The 20,744-nt window shown below is 65.6% G+C and carries 21 protein-coding genes; 9 read left to right on the forward strand and 12 right to left on the reverse strand.

Annotation, left to right across the window (positions count from 1 at the left end; genetic code table 11):
- Positions 1-268 precede the first annotated feature (268 nt).
- The 3 genes from hpnC to J8F10_RS10545 form a co-directional block, all read right to left on the reverse strand.
- Positions 269-1,132: a squalene synthase HpnC gene (gene hpnC, locus J8F10_RS10535; protein WP_246523158.1), complete on the reverse strand. Its 864-nt coding sequence runs from the start codon at positions 1,130-1,132 to the stop codon at positions 269-271.
- 77 nt (positions 1,133-1,209) lie between these two features.
- On the reverse strand, positions 1,210-2,538 hold the full coding sequence (locus tag J8F10_RS10540; protein WP_210653784.1) for a PhoPQ-activated pathogenicity-related family protein: 1,329 nt from the start codon (positions 2,536-2,538) through the stop codon (positions 1,210-1,212).
- A 23-nt stretch (positions 2,539-2,561) separates the two neighbouring features.
- The gene (locus tag J8F10_RS10545) at positions 2,562-3,329 is read right to left on the reverse strand and encodes an alpha/beta hydrolase (protein WP_210653785.1); all 768 of its coding nucleotides are present in this window, start codon (positions 3,327-3,329) and stop codon (positions 2,562-2,564) included.
- Between the two features lie 320 nt (positions 3,330-3,649).
- Here J8F10_RS10545 and J8F10_RS10550 point away from each other — a divergent pair, with 320 nt between their 5' ends.
- From J8F10_RS10550 to J8F10_RS10565, 4 genes are all read left to right on the forward strand, one after another.
- Positions 3,650-3,832 carry a hypothetical protein gene (locus tag J8F10_RS10550; protein ID WP_210653786.1) on the forward strand — a complete coding sequence of 61 codons (183 nt, stop codon included), beginning with the start codon at positions 3,650-3,652 and terminating at the stop codon, positions 3,830-3,832.
- Positions 3,833-3,979: 147 nt separating this feature from the next.
- The gene (locus tag J8F10_RS10555; protein WP_246523160.1) at positions 3,980-4,366 is read left to right on the forward strand and encodes a hypothetical protein; all 387 of its coding nucleotides are present in this window, start codon (positions 3,980-3,982) and stop codon (positions 4,364-4,366) included.
- Positions 4,367-4,414: 48 nt separating this feature from the next.
- Positions 4,415-5,347, forward strand: a complete 933-nt coding sequence (locus J8F10_RS10560; protein ID WP_210653788.1) for a HesA/MoeB/ThiF family protein — start codon at positions 4,415-4,417, stop codon at positions 5,345-5,347.
- Positions 5,304-6,506 (forward strand): hypothetical protein, encoded by a 1,203-nt coding sequence (locus tag J8F10_RS10565; RefSeq protein ID WP_210653789.1) that lies wholly within the window; start codon positions 5,304-5,306, stop codon positions 6,504-6,506. The genes J8F10_RS10560 and J8F10_RS10565 overlap by 44 nt, the downstream gene beginning before the upstream one ends.
- A gap of 45 nt (positions 6,507-6,551) precedes the next feature.
- On the opposite strand, the gene J8F10_RS10570 is transcribed toward J8F10_RS10565, so the two are convergent.
- Entirely contained in the window at positions 6,552-7,328 is a 777-nt protein-coding gene (locus tag J8F10_RS10570) for a site-2 protease family protein (RefSeq protein ID WP_210653790.1), read from the reverse strand.
- 103 nt (positions 7,329-7,431) lie between these two features.
- Between J8F10_RS10570 and J8F10_RS10575 the strand changes: the two genes are divergently transcribed.
- Together J8F10_RS10575 and coaD are read left to right on the forward strand one after the other, a co-directional pair.
- Complete coding sequence (locus J8F10_RS10575) at positions 7,432-8,553, forward strand: aminotransferase class V-fold PLP-dependent enzyme (RefSeq protein WP_210653791.1); 1,122 nt, start codon at positions 7,432-7,434, stop codon at positions 8,551-8,553.
- Positions 8,554-8,565: 12 nt separating this feature from the next.
- Positions 8,566-9,087, forward strand: coding sequence for a pantetheine-phosphate adenylyltransferase (gene coaD, locus J8F10_RS10580; RefSeq protein ID WP_210653792.1), 522 nt, complete (start codon positions 8,566-8,568; stop codon positions 9,085-9,087).
- Between the two features lie 212 nt (positions 9,088-9,299).
- Here coaD and J8F10_RS10585 read toward each other — a convergent pair whose 3' ends face one another.
- Positions 9,300-10,598, reverse strand: a complete 1,299-nt coding sequence (locus J8F10_RS10585; protein WP_210653793.1) for a PQQ-binding-like beta-propeller repeat protein — start codon at positions 10,596-10,598, stop codon at positions 9,300-9,302.
- A 197-nt stretch (positions 10,599-10,795) separates the two neighbouring features.
- Positions 10,796-12,574: a hypothetical protein gene (locus J8F10_RS10590; protein WP_210653794.1), complete on the reverse strand. Its 1,779-nt coding sequence runs from the start codon at positions 12,572-12,574 to the stop codon at positions 10,796-10,798.
- 264 nt (positions 12,575-12,838) lie between these two features.
- Here J8F10_RS10590 and J8F10_RS10595 point away from each other — a divergent pair, with 264 nt between their 5' ends.
- Entirely contained in the window at positions 12,839-13,873 is a 1,035-nt protein-coding gene (locus tag J8F10_RS10595) for a zinc-dependent alcohol dehydrogenase (protein ID WP_210653795.1), read from the forward strand.
- Between the two features lie 12 nt (positions 13,874-13,885).
- On the opposite strand, the gene J8F10_RS10600 is transcribed toward J8F10_RS10595, so the two are convergent.
- Complete coding sequence (locus J8F10_RS10600; protein WP_210653796.1) at positions 13,886-14,326, reverse strand: DUF433 domain-containing protein; 441 nt, start codon at positions 14,324-14,326, stop codon at positions 13,886-13,888.
- 111 nt (positions 14,327-14,437) lie between these two features.
- On the reverse strand, positions 14,438-14,959 hold the full coding sequence (locus tag J8F10_RS10605; protein ID WP_157469816.1) for a hypothetical protein: 522 nt from the start codon (positions 14,957-14,959) through the stop codon (positions 14,438-14,440).
- Positions 14,960-15,211: 252 nt separating this feature from the next.
- Between J8F10_RS10605 and tuf the strand changes: the two genes are divergently transcribed.
- Positions 15,212-16,387: an elongation factor Tu gene (gene tuf / locus J8F10_RS10610; protein WP_210653797.1), complete on the forward strand. Its 1,176-nt coding sequence runs from the start codon at positions 15,212-15,214 to the stop codon at positions 16,385-16,387.
- Between the two features lie 575 nt (positions 16,388-16,962).
- On the opposite strand, the gene lptE is transcribed toward tuf, so the two are convergent.
- The 4 genes from lptE to J8F10_RS10630 all read right to left on the reverse strand — a co-directional run bounded on the left by lptE (position 16,963) and on the right by J8F10_RS10630 (position 20,529).
- On the reverse strand, positions 16,963-17,652 hold the full coding sequence (gene lptE, locus J8F10_RS10615; RefSeq protein ID WP_210653798.1) for an LPS assembly lipoprotein LptE: 690 nt from the start codon (positions 17,650-17,652) through the stop codon (positions 16,963-16,965).
- 177 nt (positions 17,653-17,829) lie between these two features.
- The gene (locus J8F10_RS10620; RefSeq protein ID WP_210653799.1) at positions 17,830-19,074 is read right to left on the reverse strand and encodes a tetratricopeptide repeat protein; all 1,245 of its coding nucleotides are present in this window, start codon (positions 19,072-19,074) and stop codon (positions 17,830-17,832) included.
- Between the two features lie 64 nt (positions 19,075-19,138).
- Entirely contained in the window at positions 19,139-20,098 is a 960-nt protein-coding gene (recO, locus tag J8F10_RS10625; protein ID WP_210653800.1) for a DNA repair protein RecO, read from the reverse strand.
- A 161-nt stretch (positions 20,099-20,259) separates the two neighbouring features.
- The gene (locus J8F10_RS10630; protein WP_210653801.1) at positions 20,260-20,529 is read right to left on the reverse strand and encodes a hypothetical protein; all 270 of its coding nucleotides are present in this window, start codon (positions 20,527-20,529) and stop codon (positions 20,260-20,262) included.
- 62 nt (positions 20,530-20,591) lie between these two features.
- On the opposite strand from J8F10_RS10630, the gene J8F10_RS10635 reads away from it, so the two are divergent.
- Positions 20,592-20,729, forward strand: a complete 138-nt coding sequence (locus J8F10_RS10635) for a hypothetical protein (RefSeq protein ID WP_210653802.1) — start codon at positions 20,592-20,594, stop codon at positions 20,727-20,729.
- Positions 20,730-20,744 lie beyond the last annotated feature (15 nt).

A 20,744-nucleotide genomic window follows, 5' to 3' on the forward strand; every position in this document is an offset into this window, starting at 1 on the left:
CGAGGCTAACATTGGCTAACATTTTCGGCCCCGCCGATTGTTAGCCAATTGCCACAATCACCTACTCGGCCAGTTGTTGCGATCGGCAAATTGGGGCAGGACTTCTCGCTTTCTGGACCAGCGCGGCGCTACTCGTCGATACCCAACGTTGGAGCGCACCACCCCAGATGGCGGCACCATCTGCATAGTATACACAATACCACACCGAGCAGTGCGAAGAATCGGGACAAATTATCCAAGAAGTGCCGCGTTCAACACCGCACATGCTCTACAGAAATTTCTTGGCCACCGCGCCGAGCAGCAGTTTCACCTTCGCCAGTTTGGTCACTTCGGGGCGCTGTGTCCACACGTCGTAATCCCGGCGCTCGATGGCGCTGAGAATCGCTTCACCGCCGCGGATGAACAGTTCCACATCCACGCGCGCCTCGCGTGGCAAAAGTGGGAGTAGCGCCGCACCGCGAGCGAAGTATTCACGAGCGCGTTGAACTTCAAAACGCATGAGCGAACGGAACGCGGGCGTACACCGGCGCGCGTCCAAGTCGTCATCGGTGCAGCCGTACTTCTGGCGGTCTTCAGCAGGGAGGTAAACGCGACCGATATCGAGATCGCGCGACACGTCCTGCCAGAAGTTCGCGATCTGCAGCCCGATACAAACCTCGTCCGATAGCCCTGCGCGTTCCTCGTCGAAGCACTCGAACAGGTACAGCACCAACCGCCCGACCGGGTTGGCGGAGTTGCGGCAGTATCCGAGAAGTTGGTCGAAGGTGTCGTACCGCTTCACCCGCTGGTCCTGCTCGAACGCGACGAGCAGGTCGAGGAACGGTTCCGGCGGAATGTTGAAGCGTCGAATCGTTTCGCGAAGGGCGACCATGACCGGGTGACGTGGGACGAACGCACCCGCCCTGCTCACCGATGAGTAGCACTCACGGAGTTGCTCGCGCCACCACCCGATGAGGTCGAGCGCGCGCTGCCCGCCGCCGGTTTCGTCCGCGAGGTCATCCGACCAGCGGCAGTAAGCGTAGACCGCGTGGAAGTGCCGAATCAGCCGGCGCGGGAGGAGCAGCGAGACGACCGTGAAGTTCTCGTAGTGCGACTTCGCGACGCGCGCGCAGTACGCGCGTGCGTCGCTCAACGAAACGGGGGGCTCGTGCCCCCCGCTCGTCCGAGACGGTCCCCATGTCTCCAACTCGCGCGCGAAGTCCCAACCCATTACTTCTTTGCTTCCAAAATGCGGAGCTGCGTGCAGAGGTTGAACTTCAGCCCGTCGAGTTCGTACTCGATTTCGGCGTAGAACGCCCGGAACCCCTTCTCCGGGGCGCGGACCGTAACGGGGAATTTCGCGCTGTTGTCCTCGACCCACCGCACCTTGCGGAAGTCGCGCGTGTCGGATTCCGCCGTCCACACGTGCGTCCCGGTCGTCTTGGCCGCGGACGTGACTTCCAGGCGGCACACGCCCGCCTTCTCGTCGCACGCCCACGACATCCCGGGCATCGGCTTATCGAAGATCTGGCAGTAGCAGAACGCCGCGAGCGTGTTCACCGCGCGGGCCGGGAGCAGTTCCTTCTTCCCCTCCTTGTCCATCTCGCGGAGGTCGTGCCCGGCGTTGGGCACGTACAGCACCCACTTCTCGCCCTTCAGGTCGTCCCAGTACGTGTTGAGCGCGTCGAGCGGCCAGTACGGGTCGTTCGCCCCGTTGAGAATCATCTTGGGTACCGTGATCTTGTCGCGGTACACCCACGGGTCGACCATCTGCCACAGTTTCTTCCCGTCGGCCGTGTCCGGGATCGGCACCAGTTTGCGCTCGGTGTAGTCGTGGATCATTTCGCTCGGCTTCCCGAACGCGGCCACCTGGTTCTTCATTTGAACCGGCATGTTGAGCGTGTCGATCACGAGCGGCGCGATGGCCTTCACGCGCTTGTCACCGGTCGCGGCGGTCAACCACGAGGTCCACCCGCGCTTCGAGGCGCCGGTGATCACGAACGACTTCACCTCGAACTTCCATTCCTCTTTCGCGAACGCCTGGAGCGCGTCCATCGCCTTCACCACGCTCTTGACCATCGGGAACAGGAGCGGCCACGAACCGTCCTTCGTTTCGAGGTACCGGACGAACGTCTCGGCGATGAGCGTGTCTTCCTTCTTGCCGCCGAACAGCGGCTGTTTCGGCACCCCGTACAGGAACGCGATCGGCGCCTTGATCCGCTCCGCGAGCGCCAGCCCCAGGAGCCCGGACGTGGGGTTGGGCGTGCCCCCCTGGTTCCACAGCACCATCGTCGCCCGCGGCTTCGCGCCCTTCGGCACGATCACCTGGAGCTTGTGGTCCCACACGATCTCGTGCCACGTCTGCGAGACGAGATCGATGTCGTAGATCGTTCCCTTGTCCGTCTCCTGTTTGCCCGCGAGCTTCCACGAGAAGGAATCGTCCTTCTTGGTGACGTAGTCCACCAGGTCGGTCGGTAGAGCGGGGGGAGCTTCTGGGGCGGAACGGGCCAGGGCCGGCAGCGCCACGAGCGCGGCGAGGGCGAGGGTGAAGAAGCGCAAGACAAGGTCTCCGGGGAGGGGAATCAGGTCCCAACGAGATTCGCGAAGAACGCACCGGTGGCACCCGCGATCGCGCCTTTATACGCGGTCAGCCGGTGGTCACCGTCTTTCAATAGACGCAGTTCTACATGAGGGTACTCGACGCGGCGCGCGAAGAACAGACTATCACTGTCGGGAACGACGTCATCGGCGAGGCCGTGAAAGAGCAGTGAAGGCGTGCGCCACCCGCGTACCAGGTCTTCCGGCCGGAACCGGTCGCGCTCTTCGATCAGCCCGATACCGATTTCGACGCTCACCCACTCGTTTTTGACGAGGCGCCGACCTGTTCGTACCCAGGCGATCTGCTCTTCGGGAGTGAGGGTGTTCCACCGGCGCTCCAGGAACCCGAACGCGGGCGCGAGGAACACGGAGCCAACAACACACTCCGGGTTACGTTTCGCGAACCACGCGGACGCGAACCCGCCCATACTGGAGCCGACCAAGCCCAGGCGCGTGTGCCCGCGCGCTCGCAGCCAGGCGCTCGCCGCCGTGAGGTCTTCGAGCAGCCGACTCGCGCGCAAGTCGTGCATGGTTCCGCTCGAAGTGCCGTGCCCGCGGAAGTCGAACGCGGCGAACGCCCACCCGCGCCGGGTACACTCGGCGCGCACGGTTTCCGCCTTCTCGCCGCCCCGGTGGCTCCCGAACCCGTGGACCCACAGCACCGCAAAATCCGGCCGGTCGGTGGCGGCGTGATAGGTGCCGGTGAGGTGACCGCTATCGGATAGAGGGACGGTCACGGGGTCAGTGAGCATGGGTTTTCCGGCCGGTGATTTTACAGTTCTCTTGTGCGGCCCGCGGGCGCGGGTATTATGGTGATGTTGGTGTAACCGACGACCGATCCCGACGCCAGGACCGGCCTCTTCAATATCGCCGTGCTCGGCTCCGAGCCGCACCCGGCATCCGACCGCCGCCTTTCCGACGACGGCCGCTTTGACAACCGCGCTGCGCGGCACCACTCGACCGCCGCGGGGCACCTTCACTAAGACGCACTTTCGGGCGCGCTCACGCGCCCGGCCCGACCGACGGCCCAGAACCCGTCGCCCTTTTTTCTGTCCGTTTTGAGGATCGAGCTATGGACTTTCGACCCCTCGCCGAAACCGAGCGCCGCCAGCTCCTCACGGCCCTACGCGGCCACGCGGATCGTGGCCTCGCGCTGCTCATCGACCCCAAAGACACCGGCTTCGCCGGTACCGCCGAAGAAGTGCCCGACGAGCAGGTGATCGCCGCTGTGAAATCGGTCCCGGTCCACTATTGAGTGCAGGGGTCTGAGTGCGGTGCGCGGGGGGTCGGGTCCGCCGAGCGAACCGCTGGCCCCTCACGACTGTTTCTCGCGCCTGTGACCCTGCGCGCCTCACCCTCAGCAATGGGCCTTCTCGACACCGAACCCGGCAAACGACGGCTCTTGTCCGTCGAGGTGCCGGCCGTTGAGCGCTACAACGCCGATCGCGACCCGGACTACCGCATTACGGTATCGCGGGCCGGCGGGGGGTTGACGCTCTCGTATTGCCTGAAGCCGTGCCACAACGTGTACCGGCTCGAAACGCGGCTGCTCTCCAGTTACCCGATCATGGCGCCCGAAACGCGGGTGCTGACCCCTCTGAAGCACTGCCCGCACCTGCTCGAAGGGCAGACGATCTGCTTGTGGCGCCAGGGGTCCACGCGCGCGTCGAGCCGCTGGGACGCGGGCCAGTTCACCTGTGTGTTCGCCGTCGTCGCGGCGTGGCGCTGGCTACTGTGCTACGAGCTCTGGCACGAAACCGGCGAGTGGCCGTTGCCCGAAGCCAAGTAGCTCCGCGTCGAAGGTTTCGCCACAACTCTCGGTTCCCGGCGTGAGCCCATGCACCTGTTCCAAATCGGCGCGGGCAGCGGCGGAATGGCCGTACTCGATCTCCTCGCCCGCGACCCGGGAGTCAGCCGCGTCACGCTCGTCGAACCCGACATCTACGCCCCACACAACGTCTACCGGCACCTGTTCCCGCCCTCCTCCGTTGGGCGCCTTAAGGCCGAACTCGCGCGCGAGTGGGTGTGCGCGATCCGCCCCGACATCGCGTTCGAGGCGCGCATCGAAGACATCACCGATCCCGCGCGCCAAGCCGAGTTCGCGCGAATCGCGGCGGAGTGTGATCTGGGCGTGTGCGCCGCGGACAACGAAGCTGCGAAGTTCGCGTTCGACGCACTCATGCGTGGCGCGGGGAAGCCGTGGACGCTCGGCGAGGTGCTGAGCGGGGGCATCGGCGGGTGGGTGCATCGCTTCGCGCCGGGCGCTGCGTGCTACGGTTGCGTCGCGAGCTACCTGAAGCGCGAAGTGATCGAACAGCCGAACGGCCCCCCGCCGGACTACAGCAACCCGACCGCCGCGCAGCCCGAAACGACCGTCCCCGCGAGCAAAGCGAGCATCGCGGTGATCGCCGGAATGCACGCACTGGTGACGCTGGAGATGCAAAGGCAACCTAACCCCCTAACCCCCTTCCCTAAAAAGGAAGGGGGAACAGAACCCAAAACAACCGACATCACACTGCCCGAGATGGTTTTAAGCCCCTCTCCCCTTGGGGGAGGGGTTGGGGAGGGGTTTCAGACAGAGCCCGCCCTCAGCCTCCTTTTCTCACTCCAAGTGGTGCCGGGGGTGTTCGACACCGCGTTCCGCACGCACCGGTTGCGTATCCCGCGCTCCCCTACCTGTTTAGTCTGTGGCACGACCGCCCCCGTACCGACCGGAGACCAACTCGATGCCGCAGTGGACGACGCCCTGGCTCGCCTGGGCGCGCGATAACTTGTTCCGGCGCGCCCGCCCTCGGGCGGTAGCCGCGTCCGTGGGCTTCGAGCGCGCGGGGGTCACGCGCTGGGAATCCCCCGTGCCGTGGACCGCGGACGCGGCCGTGCTCGACGTCCTGCTCAGGCTCCCGCTCTCGGCCCGGCGCAAAACGGACTTCGCGCTCCGGCTTCCCAATGCCACGTTCTCGGCCGACGCCCTCAAGCCCGATTCCGACGACCGGTTCCGGGTGTCGTTCCGGTTCCCGGTTCCGGCCGACACGGTTCACGGGGATGTGTTGTGGAACGGCCGCGTCCTCGCGACGGTCCCCGTTCACGTCCTCACACCGGACCGCTTCCTCACGAGCCTGAGCCTCACGAGCGCGACCGTTACCGCACGGTTCGGGGCCGGAACGGTCGCCGCGACCGCACTCGTTCCCGACCGCTGCGACGGGTTACTGGCGACGGCCGTTCTACGGTGCCCCACGGCGCTCGCGCCGCTCGCGGAACTCGGGCTGCGCGTCGTGTTCCATGACGCACTCAGCGGACACGATTTCGTCGCACCCGTGTCACTGGGCGCGGCCCAGCTCGCGCGAACGGAAGCGGTGGTCGCGGCCGTGTGCCCCGGTGCGCCGCGCCACGCCAGCGCGTGGTGGGTGACGTGGGTGGCGGGGGAGCGCACGCTCACGTCGCAGCGCATCCACGCGATCGCGGCGAGCCGGTTCGACGCGGGCGTTCGGGTGCTCGAAACGCGGTTCGCGCTTCTGGACGCGACCGGCGCGGTGCGCACAACGAAGGTGCCGGTTCTGGGCGGCGCGGAGCGCGTGGGGCCGTGCTTCGTGCTGTGCGGGAGCGAGCCGGGCGCGGCCGCGCTGTGCCGGTTCGAGATCACGGGAATGGTGAACGGGCTCCCCGACCCCGCGACCCGGCGCGAGGCGGACGCGATTGTGACCGACGGCCCGACGGTGTTCGTTCCCGCGCTGTTCGACGTGGGCGAGTTAACGGGCGTGAGCGGCTTCGAGTTGCACCTGAACGGCCGACTGCTCGGGTCGGCGTCGCTGCGCCCGGTACCCGCCGCGCGACTCACGGGCGAGGGCGGTTTCGCCCCGCCGCCGGAATTCGCGTGGTCCGCAGCTGCGGACCACGAACTCGCCGACCGACTGAAGCGCCTTTCGGGGTGAAGAGCGGGACAGGTGCAAAACCTCACTCACGGTGTCCTCAACCTTCTAGCGCTCCCACGGGAGTCGATCGTCCCAATGGGTATCTCCCCAAGTGATGCGGCCGAGTTCCTGGTAGTTCTGATACGCGAAGTAGCCGAACAGAATCGCGGTAAACACAGTACCTGGTGGAAACCACCACGGTAACTGGGTTGTGAAACCGGCCCCCGCGCCACGCGCGTCCATCGCGCAGAACAGCGAGTACGCGACCATCAGCAGCGCGCAGCCGAACGATAGTCTTAGCGATACCCGCTTACCTCGGGTGCCCCAGAACCACCCACACACCTCACGGCTCACGTGCCCACCGTCGAGCGGGAATACTGGTAAGAGGTTCATAAGGCCCCAAAGCAGGTTGACCAAGAACAGTGCGCGATAGAGGTACCAAACTAAGGGCGGCGCGTCATCACCGGCCCAGCCCAGTATCGCGTTCGAGCCGTACACGAGCCCACACAGCAAGAAACCCGCGAACGGTCCTGCAAGGGAGATGGTGATGCGCCGCCCGCGGCCGAACACTTCGTGCGTCGGTATTGCCAATCCATAAAAGGCGAACAGGACAATATGTGCGCCCGAGCCGTACCACCGGAACGCGAGCGCGTGGCCAAGTTCGTGGACCAACAGTGCCACAAACACAACCGCGATCCACGCGAGGAAGAATTCGGGTCCGGCGTCGAGCACCCGCGATCCCATGAGCGCGGTGCCGATCCAGAACCACGGGTGGACACGCACCGGGAACCGCAGCACGCGGAACCGGAGGTCGTATGCTGTTCGTTCCGGTTCCACCAGCACGGTGCGTCCCCCGCAAAGAAATCGGCACGTAAACGTAACAGTTTTGGATTGTATGCGCGGCGCGCGTGAGCCACAATCGCCGCGCGAGTGTGAGGTACTCAATATGGATTGGTCCGCGTTCCGCTCACAGTTCCCCGTTACTTCCACGTGGGCGTTCCTCGATCACGCCGCGGTCGCGCCGCTGCCCGCGCCGGCGGTCGCGGCCCTGCACGACTACGCCCGGAGCCTCGCGACCAACGGCATCACCGCGTACCGCGAGTGGTTCCACCGGCTCACGCACGTTCGCGCGCTCGCCGCGAAGCTCATCAACGCGCCGCACGCGGACGACGTGTATTTTGTGCCGAACACGACGCACGGGATCGGTGTCGTTGCCGAAGGGTTCCCGTGGAAGCCCGGTGATAACGTGGTGCTCGCGGCCGAAGAGTACCCGTCGAACCAGTACCCGTGGATGAACCTCGCGCACCGCGGGGTCGAAGTGCGTGTGGTCCCGAGTCGCGGGAACCGCATCGCAATCGACGACGTTCGGGCCGCGATGACCGACCGCACCCGGGTGCTCACGGTGTCCGCGGTCGAGTTCGCCAGCGGGTTCCGGCACGATCTCGACGCGCTCGGCACACTCTGCCGCGAACGGGACGTGTTCTTCTTCGTGGATGCGATCCAGGCGCTCGGCGTCTTCCCGATCGATGTGCAGCGCACGCCCATTGATGCACTCGCAGCGGACGGTCACAAGTGGCTACTCGGCCCCGAAGGGGCGGGCATCGGGTTCGTGCGCCGCGAGTGGGTCGAGCGCCTACACCCTATCAGTGTGGGTGCGAACAGCGTGGTGAACCCGTGGGCGTTCACCACGATCGACTTCCGGCTGAAGCCGCACGCCGGGCGCTGGGAGGGCGGCGCGTACAACATGCCCGGGATCACCGCGTTCGGCGCGAGTCTGGAACTGCTCCTGAACGCGGGCACCGAGAACGTCCGGCGCCGCGTGATCGAACTAACAGATTACCTGTGCGAGCGGGCCGCGGCCCTCGGCTGGACCGTGTTCAGTTCGCGCGAAGATAACGAGAAATCCGGCATCGTGTCACTTACGCACCCGACGCTTCCGTCGGACGACGTGTTGAACCGGTGCCGCGCCGCCGGAATTGTGGTAAACAGCCGCGCCGGGCGCGTCCGCGTCAGCCCCCACGCTTACAACACCGAAGACGAGATCGACCGGTTCCTGGCCGTGGCCTGAAATGGAGGAAACATGCCCGACAGTACCCTCAGCCCGCGCGTGGCGGTCTACACCGGCACGTTCGACCCGGTCCACTACGGGCACCTGGACATCATCCGGCGCGGCAGTCGGCTGTTCGACAAACTCATCGTCGGCGTGGGCATCAATCCCGACAAGAAAACGCTGTTCAACATCGAGGAGCGGGTACAACTCATTCGCGACGTGACCAGCGGAAAGGGCGACAAAGCGGAGCCGCTGTCGAACGTCGAGGTGCTGTCGTTCGAGGGCCTCGCGGTGCGGTTCGTCCGCGATTGCGGCGCCCGCATCATGCTCCGCGGTCTGCGCACGCTCTCCGACATGGAGTACGAGTTCACCATGTCGCTCATGAACCTCGCCCAGGACCCGCAAATCGAAACGCTGTTCCTGATGGCGAAGGAAGAGTTTTCGCACGTCAGTTCGTCGCTCTTGCGGCAAATCGCGGCCCTTGATGGCAACCTGTCGAAGTTCCTCCCGGAACCGGTGCGGACCGCGCTCGCCGAACGCGCGCGGCGGTAGCAGAGAAGGGGTGTAAGTAGGAGCGGGTGAAGGGGTGATTTGGACATTACCCACCGCCCTTGCGGGCGGGGTTCACCCGCGCTGGTGGCAGCCCTCACCCCAGCGCGTTCCACGTGTGTGGTCTGTACCCCGAAGGGGTTAGATTCCTCAGCCCAGGGTCGCGGCGCAGACGCGCACCCTGGGAACAAACCGCGACCGCACCTTCTCTTCAATCACTTCGCCGGTATCAGTTCGAGCGCGATCAGCTTTTCCTTCCCGCGCACATACAGCAAGCCGTTGCTCACAACGGGCGCGGCCCAACACGGGTACTCCAGCCCCGGCACCTCGTATTTCGACACTTCTTCGTACTTGGTCGCGTTGACTTTGATAAGCGCGAGGTCACCGTACTCCGACAGGCTGATCAAGTGCCCGTCCACGAGCGTCAGACTGCACCGCTTCGTGCGCCGCTGCCGCCACTTCACGTCGCCGGTCGCGAGTTCGACGCACCGGATGTCGGAGTCTTCCGTGTGGCGCCCGCTGCTGCCGTATACGAAGCCGTTCACGTGAATCGGCGTGTTCCAGTGGCACATCAGCGACTGATCGCCCGCGTCCTTCTCCTTATCGGTCCAGACTTCTTTCGGTTTGCCGCCCTTCAGGTCGATGAGCGCGCTGCCCACGCCGTAGCACTCGGTGAGCAGTACCTTGTCACCGACCACGACGGGGTTGCTCGCGTTCACGCTCTCCTCGAGCCGCGCGCGCCACGGGTAGTAGAACTCGCTCTTGCCCGTTTGCGGGTCGAAGCCCATTAACCCACCGCGCCCGAAGTACAGCCCCGTTTTCTTGCCGTTGAGCGTGGTGATGACCGGGCTGGAATAACTGGCGAGTTCGTCGCCCGTCGCGTACTTCTCGGCACCGGTCTTCTTGTCGAAGGCGACTAACCCCGTGCCGTTCGGCTTCACCATGCGGAAGTCCACCGGGCGCGGGCCTTTCACGCTCCCGCCGACGGGCAGAATGAGCAGATCGCCGTCGATCACGGGCACGCTGCCGGCGCCGAAGAAGTTCTGGTGGAAGAAGTATTTCGCCCTCGTCTCGACCTTCCACACCTCTTTCCCGGTGGCAACGTTGAGGCAGCAGAGCACGCCATCGGGACCGTACAGGTACACGCGATCCCCATCGACCACCGGGCACGCGCGCGGACCCGGGTCATAGCCGTAAATGTCCTTGTATTCGGTGGGGTATTCGTACTTCCAGAGAGGTTTGCCCGTCGCGGCTTCGCGCGCGGTGAGGCGAACGTTATCGCCGAAACGGTCCGCGTGGAACAGTCGCCCGTCGGCGGTGACCGGCGGCGCGAAGCCGATACCGAGTTCGCACTCCCAGACCTTCTTCAGCCCCTTCGCGGGCCACGGGGTGATGATGCCCTTCTCTGTGGAAACGCCGTCGCGCGTCGGGCCGAGAAACGTGGGCCAGTCGGCCGCGTGCAGTGGGAGCGCGACGCTGAGAACGAGGGCAACGACCGCGAGAAATCGCGACATGGGATCGGCTCCGGTGGGAAGGATTTGAGCGTACACCGGCGCGCACAAAACAGCAACACCCCGTGCGCAGACCGCCCCCTCCCTGAAGGGAAGGCAGACACTTCACGGTCGGTCGACTTAGCACTAATCTCAGCGATGTCGTGTGTCAGCTCCCCCTTCCCTTCAGGGAGGGGGGACGGGGGGGTAGGTCTCCGCGATTAGCGCCCGCCCACGCTCAGCGGGCCATCGAAGCCAACGAACGGCACGATCTCGGCGAGCGGCGCCTTCACGCGACCGGTGTCGAAGATGCGCAACGGGCTGTTCTTCAGTCCGGCGCCGGGGCCGGTTACCACGCGGTTGCGGGCGGTCATCGCGACCCGAACGCCCCCGCGGAATCGCTCGTCGTAGGCCAGCCATTCGACCAGCATCTTGCCCTTCAGATCGAACACGCGCACCAGCGGAACCGCGCCCGCATCGAGACCGATGATCGCGTTCGCGATGTTGTCACCGGTTACGTCGCCCGCGACGATGTACGCGCCCCCGCGATACTTGTTGTCCAACACCGGGAACTCGCCGAGCACGTCGCGGTTCTTCCCGTTGAACACCTTCACTGTGGTGACCGCGTTGCCGGGGCCGTTCACGGTGAACAGGTCCGGGATTCCGTCGCCGTTCGCGTCCCCCCACCCGATCCGCACGCCACCGGTCACCTTCTGGTCGTGGGCGAAGAAGCTATCGATTTCCTTCCCCTGCGCGAGATCGAAGATCTTGATGTGCTGCGTGCCCTCGGCGGTCACGGCGATGAGCGCGCGGCCGTCTTTCGTTAGATCGGTGCCAGAAACCTGAACCCCGCCCCTCCAGTTGGGGAACGGTACGAACTCGACGAGCAGGTTCAGGTCGCGCCCGTCGTACACGCGCACGGGTAACGGCGCGCCCGGTCCCCGAACCGGGCCGGGGGCCACAACCAAATCCGGCACGCGGTCGCCGTTGAGGTCCGACATGTCCACGCGGACGCCGCCGTCGAAAGACTTGTCGTAAGCGAAGAAGTTGTACGCGACCGTGCCCCTTTCATCCGCGAACACGGTGACGCGCGGTTGCCCGCCCGTATCTGCCCCCACCGCGAACGAGAACCGTTTGACGTCCGGCGCGCCCGGCGGCGGGAGCGGTGCCCCGGGGCCGGGCGGCAGGTTCAGCACACCGCCGAGGCGCCGGTGCAGGTTGTCCACGCGCCCGGACTGCGCCTGGACCGCAGCCGGCAATCCGCGCACGCGACCAAGCAACCCGAGCACCTCGCCCCAATGCTCGCCCATCGCGAGGTACGCTTGTTTGACCTGGTTCGCGTCGGCGTCGTCGCGCACTCGGCGCGCCAACACGCGCACGTCCCGCGCGTACTGACCGAGGGCACGATCGAGTTGCCGCTCGTTCGGCAGCGCTTCCGCGCTGATGGTTCGCAGTTCTTCGGTGTTGTCATCGATCGAGTCCGCGAGCCGGAGCAACCGGCGCTTGGTGCGGTCCGGGCTGTTGTCACCGGCGCCGATCGCTGCCGCGAGCTGGTGGTACGCGCTGTCCGCGCGGGCGAGTGACGCCGCGGTCGCTTGCTTCGCGATCGGGTTCTGGTTGGTGGCCGCCGCCAGCGCGTTCAACGACTTCTCCACGTCCGCGAACGCCGCGAACACCTTGTCACGCGGTACGCCCTTGCGCACGAGTTGATCGAGTTCGAGGGTCTGCAGGATCGCGTTTTCGATCTGGGTGTTAATCCCGGCGCGCACGACCGGTGCGAGCTTCGCGTTCGCGATTTCGCCCTTGATCGTTTCCAGGTCGAGCGACAGTTGCCCGGTCCACCGGAGCACGGACGACTGCCAGAACTGCTCGGGCGTGGACCCGAACTGTTTGAACGGGACCGCGGCCGGTGGCGCCTTGCCGGGTTGGGCCGATGCGGTCGAGACCGTGCCGAAGAGGAGAGCGAGCCCGAGCCCCACCCCGAACCGAGGATGCGTCATGATGCACCTTCAACCTGTGTCGCGAGTCCCTGGCGCAATCCGCGCCCACCGAGACGATTGTATCGCTACCAGAACTACTCCGCGGAACTCGCTTGCGCGAAAAGGGCCGGGAATGCTCACCCGCTCGTTGGCACGCGCGGTTCGTCAAGGGGCCAAGGCGAACCGCGCGTGCCAACGGGCGGGTGAATCTCGATGCCTCGCCCGCTAACCGATCCCCTCGCTCCCATCTACAATTCGTCACATCACCAACTTCCGAGGTTCCAAATGGTTCGTGCCAGGCAAGCCGTCATTACCGAGCCGTTCAAAACGACCGTGCGCGAGGTCGAAATCCCCGATCCCGCCCCGAACCAGATCCTCATCGGGGCCGAATACTCGGCGATCAGCGCCGGCACCGAACTGGCCGTGTACACGGGCACGCACCAGTGGCTCAAAGACCCCGCGATGCCGGACTGGAAGTTCCCGTTCCGCTCGGGTTACTCCGCCGCAGGCCGCGTGCTGAAGGTCGGCAAGGACTTCCCAGGCGGCTTCGCGGAAGGCGACCGCGTGAGCTTCCCCGGTAACCACGCTTCGGCGGAACTCCTCACGGTGGGCCACGAGCGCTGCCGCGTGTGGAAGATCCCCGATAATCTCGGGTTCGACAAGGCCTCTATCGCGTGCATCTCGCGCTACGGGATGGGCGTTTCCGTGCGCGCAGGGCTAACGGTGGGCCGCAGCGCCGCGGTGCTGGGGCTGGGAATCATCGGGCAGTTTTCGCTGCGGTGCTTGCTCGCCGCGGGCGCGGGACCGGTCGTCGGTATCGACGCGGTGAAGATGCGGCGCGACGCGGCACTCGCAGCCGGCGCCGACCACGTCATCGATCCCACCGCGGGCGACATCAAGCAGCAACTGAACGCCTTCCTGGGGACGAAGGGCGCGGAGATCGTCGGCGACGCGACCGGCGTGCCCGATGCGATCCCGACCGCGATGAGCCTCGCGTGCGACGCGGGCCAGGTAGTCGTGGTCGGTAGCCCGCGCGGGAAAGCGAAGGAAGTGAACTTCTACGACGACCTGCACCGCCGTTACATCGAGGTGACCGGCGCGCACGGGAACATGCTGTTCGAGCCGGCGCACACGCGGCTCGCGGGCGCCTGGGACATCGACAAGGCGCAGAAGTGGCTCATTCGCCAGCTCGCCGCCGGACGCCTGAGCCTCGCGGGGCTGGTGACGCACACCATCACCCCGGAGCAACTCGGCGACGCCTACGAGGGGCTGTTGAAGGACAAGGACAACTACCTCGGCGTCCTGATGAAATGGGTGTGATATGTTCTGAGGTCAGCGCGATCCGCCTGACCGCATCTCTTGTACCGTGACCGCGCCGGTGAAGCGCCGTGGGTTGCCGCACAGCGAGCATGAGCACGGCGTGCGGTCCGCGGTGTACCGTGCGATCTGTTTGTCGGTGATGTCCTGCGGGCCGAATAGCCAACGAAGGTAGCGGAACGCCCGCCCCTTCGCCCGCTGCAATTGGTGCCGCCGGTACGCCAGCCCACGCATGCCGCGGCCCTCCTCGGTTCGGTGCCCGCAGTCGGCCGCGAACGCCAGACACGCCCGAATATCCTCTTCGGTCAGATCCGGGAAGTCAGTCAGAATCTCTTCGACTGCCATACCCCCCGCGAGGTACCCGAGGACGTCACGAACGGTGATCCGCAGTCCGCGAATGCACGGCTGCCCGCTCCGCTTGTCCGGCTTGATCGTGATGAGGTGCGTGTAATCCATACCCGAAGCCTACCCGTCTGATATCGAACGGTCAGCGAGTGCTACGTCACGCGACATACTGTCGCAAACAACCTCTCACGTCGAGACCACGAGCGCCGCACAGGGCTTTGTCTACCTCTTGATACTATCCCACAAGTCTCGCTCGTGATCACGAGCCCCCTTGTCCGGCACAGCGTGCCATTGAGAATCCTCGCCGGTCAGAACTCCGTCCAACTTCTTGGCGAACTGAACGATCGAGTCTGGAAAACGATTGTTGAAGTACACGGCTTTCTCCCACTCACCCTGACGAACCCAGAGCACCCACTGGGTGCCGTCGTGCATGCGGGAGTGGTAAGCCTTGCTCAGTTCCAGCAGGCGATTCTCGGCGACCGCGTCGAGTATCTTGGCGACCTTTTCCGGCGAAAGAACGACGGTGGTTGTTTCCCAAGAATCAACGGTTACATCTCCCCGCAACTCAGATTTCCTACGGTGTAGGATCGCCTTACCATTCTGATTGAGTTTGATGGTATCCAACCCTTCCAAACCACTTCCTCGACCGAATTCGATCTGCCACGGTTTACTTGGATCGAGCCGCGGGGCGGGTTGGCACCCATAGAGGAATAGCGGCCCGACGAAGCAAAATAACCGCCACATCGAGTAGCCTCCTCCGCACCACCGCTTCAGAATTCGATGCTACCCCTTTCCTTCGCACACAGCAACGGCCCTCACGTCCCGCGCCCTGAACCCTTCACCCATCTTCTGTGTCTAACTGTCGCCAAGTGGCACTTTGCCGGACCGACCTGCCCTGGATTCGCTCGTCGCGAAAAAAAGACCGTATCCACGGTCGGGCGCGGAAGACCGGCCAAACCCGCGATCGCTCGGCGCGATCTGGGAGACTCGATCCCCATGCACAAGGTTCACGTCAACGTCGGCACCATCGGCCACATCGACCACGGCAAGACAACCCTGACGGCCGCCATCCTCGCGGTCCAGGCCCAAAAGGGTCTGGCCGAGGCGAAGCGCTACGACGCCATCGCCAAGGGCGGCACCAAGCGCGACGAGACCAAGACGGTCACCATTAATTCGGCGCACGTCCATTACGAGACGGCCGCGCGGCACTACGCCCACACCGACTGTCCCGGCCACGCGGATTATGTGAAGAACATGATTACGGGGGCGGCGCAGATGGACGGCGCGGTGCTGCTGATCTCCGCCGTGGACGGCCCCATGCCACAGACGCGCGAGCACGTGCTGCTCGCACGGCAAGTGGGCGTGCCGCACCTGGTGGTGTTCATCAACAAGGTGGACCTCGTGTCCGATCCGGAACTGCTCGACCTCATCGAACTCGAAACGCGCGACCTGCTCACGCGCTACGGGTTCGACGGGGACACGGTGCCGTTCGTTCGCGGCAACGCGAAGGGCGCGCTCGATCACCCCGGCGACCCGGAGTTCGCCGGGTGCATCGACAACCTGCTCGCGGCGCTCGACGCGCACGTCCCGGCCCCAGTGCGGAAGGTGGACAAGCCCTTCCTCCTCGCGGTCGAAGGCGTGTACTCGATCGAGGGTTTGGGCACGGTCGTCACGGGCCTGATCGAGCAGGGTCGGGTCGCCACGGGCGATAAGGTGGAAGTGCTCGGCTACGGCGAGGCCATCGAGTCGGTTGTCACCGGGGTCGAGGCGTTCCACGAGCCGCTCGCGGTGGGCGTCGCGGGGCAGAACGTCGGCGTGCGGCTGCGCGGCGTGAAGGCCGATCAGGTGCAGCGCGGGCAAGTGCTCGTCGCGCCGAAGTCGATCCGCCCGCGTGCGCGGTTCCGGGCCGAGGTGTACGCGCTGCGCAAGGACGAGGGCGGGCGCCACACGCCGTTCTTCAACGGGTACAAACCTCAGTTCTACGTCCGCACCACGGACGTAACCGGGGTGGTGACTGTGCCGGAGGACGTCGAAATGGTGATGCCGGGCGACAACGCCCGCATCGAAGTGAACCTCGACCGGCCGATCGTGCTGGAGGCGGGGAGCCGGTTCGCGATCCGCGAGGGCGGGAAGACCGTCGGCTCGGGGGTCGTGAGTGAGGTTCTGGAGTAACACTTCGCGGGACCGAGAGCGCGCTCTCGGTCCCGCATCAATTCACTTTTAGAACGTGTTGTGACCGGTCTTTTACGGTCGCGTTTAGGCAATTCACCTCGCGCGCCTCAGAAACCGATTGGCGATGAGGACATGGTTTCGGGTGCCGCCACCTCGCTACGAACACGTCGTCGAGTGGTATCTCCCAAACTTCTCCGCTACTAACGAGAACGCGATGAACGAACATCCCGAACGGCGCCCAAACCTCATCGATTACGTCGTAACGCCAGAGACACGGTCCCTTCTGCTCTGACCACTCCGGAACAGGACGTTGCGAAGGCGTGGTGCCACCGTTTGAAACACGACGGCAGCGATGTGGTGCGCGCGCAGTTGCAGGGGATGTGTTGGGGCGAAGCCGGCGCGGGTACCGTGTGCCGTGTGCCAGCTCTGCGCCTTGTTCCGAAGCGAGAAGGCACAGTGGGATGACGACCGGACCTTACTCGCTGCTTGAAACCTAACGGCGCGGAAAACGCTCACGCATTCGCAGTGCCATTCGAGCCGACTCGAATGATGTGGGTCGTCGTGCGGTCGGCGGGTCACTTCTTGTCCGCGTTTTCCGTGCGCTCCCACTTCCGTTCCATCATAGATACGATTTGTACCGCGATCTGTTCCTGGATGCGCTTCGTGGCCGAGGCGTTGGTTTCGCCCAGTTCCGGGAGCAGGCGCCCGGTCGCGAGGATGGGGGCGGGCCGCAGGTCTTCGCGCTCCTTCACTTGGGGGGGCACCGGAACGTTCGGGTCGAACGGGATCGGCGGCCCGTCGAGTTGCGGGTTGAGCTCGCCGGCGCGCGGGGTGCGGCGCGGGTTCGAGAGAATGGTGCCGTCGCGCAGGTCGCGCCACACCACGTCCACGCTCACCGCGATCTCGCCCTCGCGGATCTGGTTCTGCTGGTTCCGGTTGAGCAGCGTTTTCGAGATCGAGACGATGTTGCCGAGCAGTTCGGTATCGGCCTTGTTCACGTCGGACGTGACGCGGAACGGCGTCGTCTTGCCGATCTCGCGGATCACCGCTTGCGTCACATCGACCTCGAACCCGCGGTACGGGGTCGTTTGGAACGCCCGGTTGTTAAACGTCGGGACGTACACAGTTTTGATGTTCGGGTCGTAGAGCGCGTCCGCGCCGGCGCGGTAGCCGAAGATCTTGAACCCGTTCTGGCACCCGGTCGCGAGCGCGGCGAGCGCGGCTGCACCGAACGCGAGGAACTGGCGGCGACTGGTACGGGCCATTCGTGTCCGGGGGGTTGAGTTTGGTGTTCGGAGTTAGCGGTCCGGGACCGCGCCGCGCTCGACGCTAGGCCGGTTTCAGGCTCCCTGTAGCGAGCCGCGACCGCAAGGGAGCGGAGGCGCTCCCGCTCCCTTGCGGTCGCGGCTCGTCCGACCCGCTGTGACGAGCCCGAAACGAGACTAGGGCCGCGTGTTACCCGTGCCGTCCGTCGGGGGCGTTCCGCCCGCGGGCACCAGGCCGGGGTCGACGCGCGCGCGGTCCTTTTCATCGGTCACGGACTGGGGCTTGCCGAACACCTCGTTCCACTTCGCCTTGGCGATCGCGAACGGGTCGTTACCCGGTTCCGGGCGCCCGTCCTGCATGAGCCGGACCAGGCGCTCTTTCTTCTCGGTGGCGAGGTCGGAGTACCGCGTGCCCGCGTACCTCCGGCGGACGAGTTCGTAGTAGAAGACCGCGGAGCCCGGGTGCCCGGTGCGCTCGTAGTATTCGGCCGTCAAGAAGTCCTTCTCGGCCTGCTGCGAGCGGATGGCGAACTTGGCCCGCGTCAGCTTCTCGGCCATCGCCGGGTCGTTCACCAGTTCCGGCACCGTGGCCTCGGCGACCTGGACCAGGTGCAGCGCTTCGGCGCACTTGCGGCCGTCGTAGCTCGCGCCGCCGGTCGCGTTGTTCTTCGCCTGGATCGCGAACGCGAGGGCCTGCGGGCGGAGCGGGCTGTCGGAGTGCAGTTCGACCAGTTGGCTGAAGAACTGGTCGGCCTCGCTGAAGTTCCCGCGAATGAAGTTCACGTACCCGCACCAGAAGATCGCCTTGTCCGCGGTCGGGCCGGTGATGTCGTGCGTGTGGACGCGCTCGAGCGCCTCCAGCGTGCGCCCCTCCTGGTCGATCGCGGGGCGGCTGCGGTCCAGCGGCTTGGACCAACTCGGGTGCCAGCGGAGCACGCCCTTTTCGCCCGCGGCGACGCGCCGGTCCTTCTCCGCGCGGAAGTCGTCGAGCCAGTAGTCGCAGATCGCGAAGATCCGGGCGCAGCAGTCGCGCCGGTAGGTGCCCGTCGGGAAGTCGAGGAGCACCTTGTGGTAGGTGTCGGCGGCCTCCGGGTACTGGCCGAGCATGTACCGGCACTCGGCCTGCATGAACCGGGCGCGCTCCGCGAGGACCGCGGGGTTGCTCTGGTTGTCCGCGAGCGTGCGGAACTCGCCGCGGGCCTTCTCGTAATCTTTGGCCTGGTAGAGCTGTTCGGCCGCGTCCAGTTTCTCTTGGGCCCGCGGGTCGTCGTAGTGCGAATTGAAGAGCGGCCCGGTCGCGCTGACGACGCGCTCCTTGAAGTTGCGCGCGGTGTGGCACCCCGGGGCGCACAGCAACACGGCTGCCGCGACCAGCGCACCGGTGCGACCCGGTCGGAACCCCCTGTCGGCTGGCTTCGGCATCCTAACGTTCCCCTTCGTCCCCACTCCCGAACCCCTACACCTACCACCAACCGTCAACCGTTCGTCAGCGCCCGTCCACGAAACTGAGCAGGCGCGGGCGCCGGCCCAGTACGCAGCTCACCGCGTACCCCAGAACGTGTCTCACTTCGGCCCGCGCCCCCGGCGGAAGTTCCGGCGCCGCGCCCCCGGCACTCGTGACGCTCAGGGCGCGAAGGGCTTCGAGCGATTCCCCCGAAACCATGCGCCGGTCCGCGACCTGCGGCCCGCACTCCGGGCACAGGACCCCTCCGGCGGTGGGGCTAAAGAACGCCCGCGCCGTTGGGTTCAGCCGCTCTCGTCCACAAGTGGCACACGCTTCGAGTCGCGGGCTATATCCCAGCTCGTGGAGCCAAACAAGCTCAAACGCGGACACGCTCGCCGCGAGCGCCGCGGAGCCCGCGCCCCCGACCCGGGACGAGCCCATCCCCCCAGCGCCTTTCTCTAACAAGGAAGAGCGATCGGCGGTCGCGGGGAGACCGCCCCCGCTCCCTGAGAGGAATGGGGGGGAACCCAGAAACTCGTCGGCGCGCGTATTGTGTTCGAGCCCACCGCCAGTCTGCTCCCCCTTCCCTTCAGGGAGCGGGGACAGAGGGGGCGGTTGCTTTTCTTTCCCCAACGAGCGCAGCGTTTGGATCGCGGCGTCGAAGAGCGGGGCGTGCGGGTCGTAGTCCTGGGTGCCGTCGGCGAGGAGCTCGGCGATGTAGTACCCCGCGTACAGTGCCGGGAGGTTTTGCCGCAGCGCCGGGAACTGCTCGTTCATCCGCGCTTCGGTGAGGAGGTCCAGTCCGCTCGCTTTGCGAATGAACACGATCTCGCACACGGTGAGCAGGTCGAACGCGACGTCGAAGTTCGACTTGAGCCGGCGCCCGCCCTTCGCCAGAGCGCGCACCTTGCCGAACTCGCGCGTGAACAGCGTGGCGATGCGACTGGTCTCGCTCCAGTCGGTACCGCGGACCACGATCGCGAGCGCTTTCTCGGCTGGCATGTGAGGGCATCTGCGAATTAAGGGGCTTTTCGAGCGCGGTTCCTACCCAGTGACGGGCCGCGAATCCGGTGCCGGACGCCCGGGTGCAGTGAATAGCGTCGCCGGAGTATCCGGCAATGGCAAGACGCAGTAGCGGCCCGTGGTTCCGTGCGGGCACCGGTTCATGGTACGCGCCCGCCGACGAGAAATCCGTTCCGCTCGGCGGGCGCGGGCGCGACAACGACGCGGCAGTAATCGTTTGAGGATCGCGCGGCCCCAGGCGGGTTGAACCCGACCAACAGTGCCCTCATCGTAGCCGAGACCGGCCGGTCCGGGCGCGTGACCAGCCGCGGGACGTGGCACAGGGTCTTCTCGGCCGTGCCCGAGCCACTCCGGTAGCGCCGGCCGATCTCCGCGTGTGTTGAGAGGGGAACAACAGCCGGTCGCGTCACGGCAAACCCTCACCACATTGGAGCGGGTTACGGATCAATCGGATTCGGCATCAGAGGCGATCTTGAACCTGAAAACCGTAATCGATCGGGTGTATTACGACGGCGGCCGGTACGGTAACTACATTTACTCGGGACCGCCGGAACCGCGCCCGGCGCCCGATGATGATGCGTGGGCCGCCGCGTTCTTACCAGCGCCCTGATCGGCCTTACGAATT

This window comes from Gemmata palustris (genome assembly GCF_017939745.1).
GTDB lineage: Bacteria > Planctomycetota > Planctomycetia > Gemmatales > Gemmataceae > Gemmata > Gemmata palustris.

What these genes read in the sequence shown, in the direction of transcription:
- J8F10_RS10545 (WP_210653785.1), bottom strand. Translation starts at nt 3,329, where the DNA reads ATGCTCACTGACCCCGTGACCGTCCCTCTATCCGATAGCGGTCACCTC.
- J8F10_RS10550 (WP_210653786.1), top strand. Translation starts at nt 3,650, where the DNA reads ATGGACTTTCGACCCCTCGCCGAAACCGAGCGCCGCCAGCTCCTCACG.
- J8F10_RS10560 (WP_210653788.1), top strand. Translation starts at nt 4,415, where the DNA reads ATGCACCTGTTCCAAATCGGCGCGGGCAGCGGCGGAATGGCCGTACTC.
- J8F10_RS10565 (WP_210653789.1), top strand. Translation starts at nt 5,304, where the DNA reads ATGCCGCAGTGGACGACGCCCTGGCTCGCCTGGGCGCGCGATAACTTG.
- J8F10_RS10575 (WP_210653791.1), top strand. Translation starts at nt 7,432, where the DNA reads ATGGATTGGTCCGCGTTCCGCTCACAGTTCCCCGTTACTTCCACGTGG.
- coaD (WP_210653792.1), top strand. Translation starts at nt 8,566, where the DNA reads ATGCCCGACAGTACCCTCAGCCCGCGCGTGGCGGTCTACACCGGCACG.
- J8F10_RS10585 (WP_210653793.1), bottom strand. Translation starts at nt 10,598, where the DNA reads ATGTCGCGATTTCTCGCGGTCGTTGCCCTCGTTCTCAGCGTCGCGCTC.
- J8F10_RS10590 (WP_210653794.1), bottom strand. Translation starts at nt 12,574, where the DNA reads ATGACGCATCCTCGGTTCGGGGTGGGGCTCGGGCTCGCTCTCCTCTTC.
- J8F10_RS10595 (WP_210653795.1), top strand. Translation starts at nt 12,839, where the DNA reads ATGGTTCGTGCCAGGCAAGCCGTCATTACCGAGCCGTTCAAAACGACC.
- J8F10_RS10600 (WP_210653796.1), bottom strand. Translation starts at nt 14,326, where the DNA reads ATGGATTACACGCACCTCATCACGATCAAGCCGGACAAGCGGAGCGGG.
- J8F10_RS10605 (WP_157469816.1), bottom strand. Translation starts at nt 14,959, where the DNA reads ATGTGGCGGTTATTTTGCTTCGTCGGGCCGCTATTCCTCTATGGGTGC.
- tuf (WP_210653797.1), top strand. Translation starts at nt 15,212, where the DNA reads ATGCACAAGGTTCACGTCAACGTCGGCACCATCGGCCACATCGACCAC.
- lptE (WP_210653798.1), bottom strand. Translation starts at nt 17,652, where the DNA reads ATGGCCCGTACCAGTCGCCGCCAGTTCCTCGCGTTCGGTGCAGCCGCG.
- J8F10_RS10620 (WP_210653799.1), bottom strand. Translation starts at nt 19,074, where the DNA reads ATGCCGAAGCCAGCCGACAGGGGGTTCCGACCGGGTCGCACCGGTGCG.
- recO (WP_210653800.1), bottom strand. Translation starts at nt 20,098, where the DNA reads ATGCCAGCCGAGAAAGCGCTCGCGATCGTGGTCCGCGGTACCGACTGG.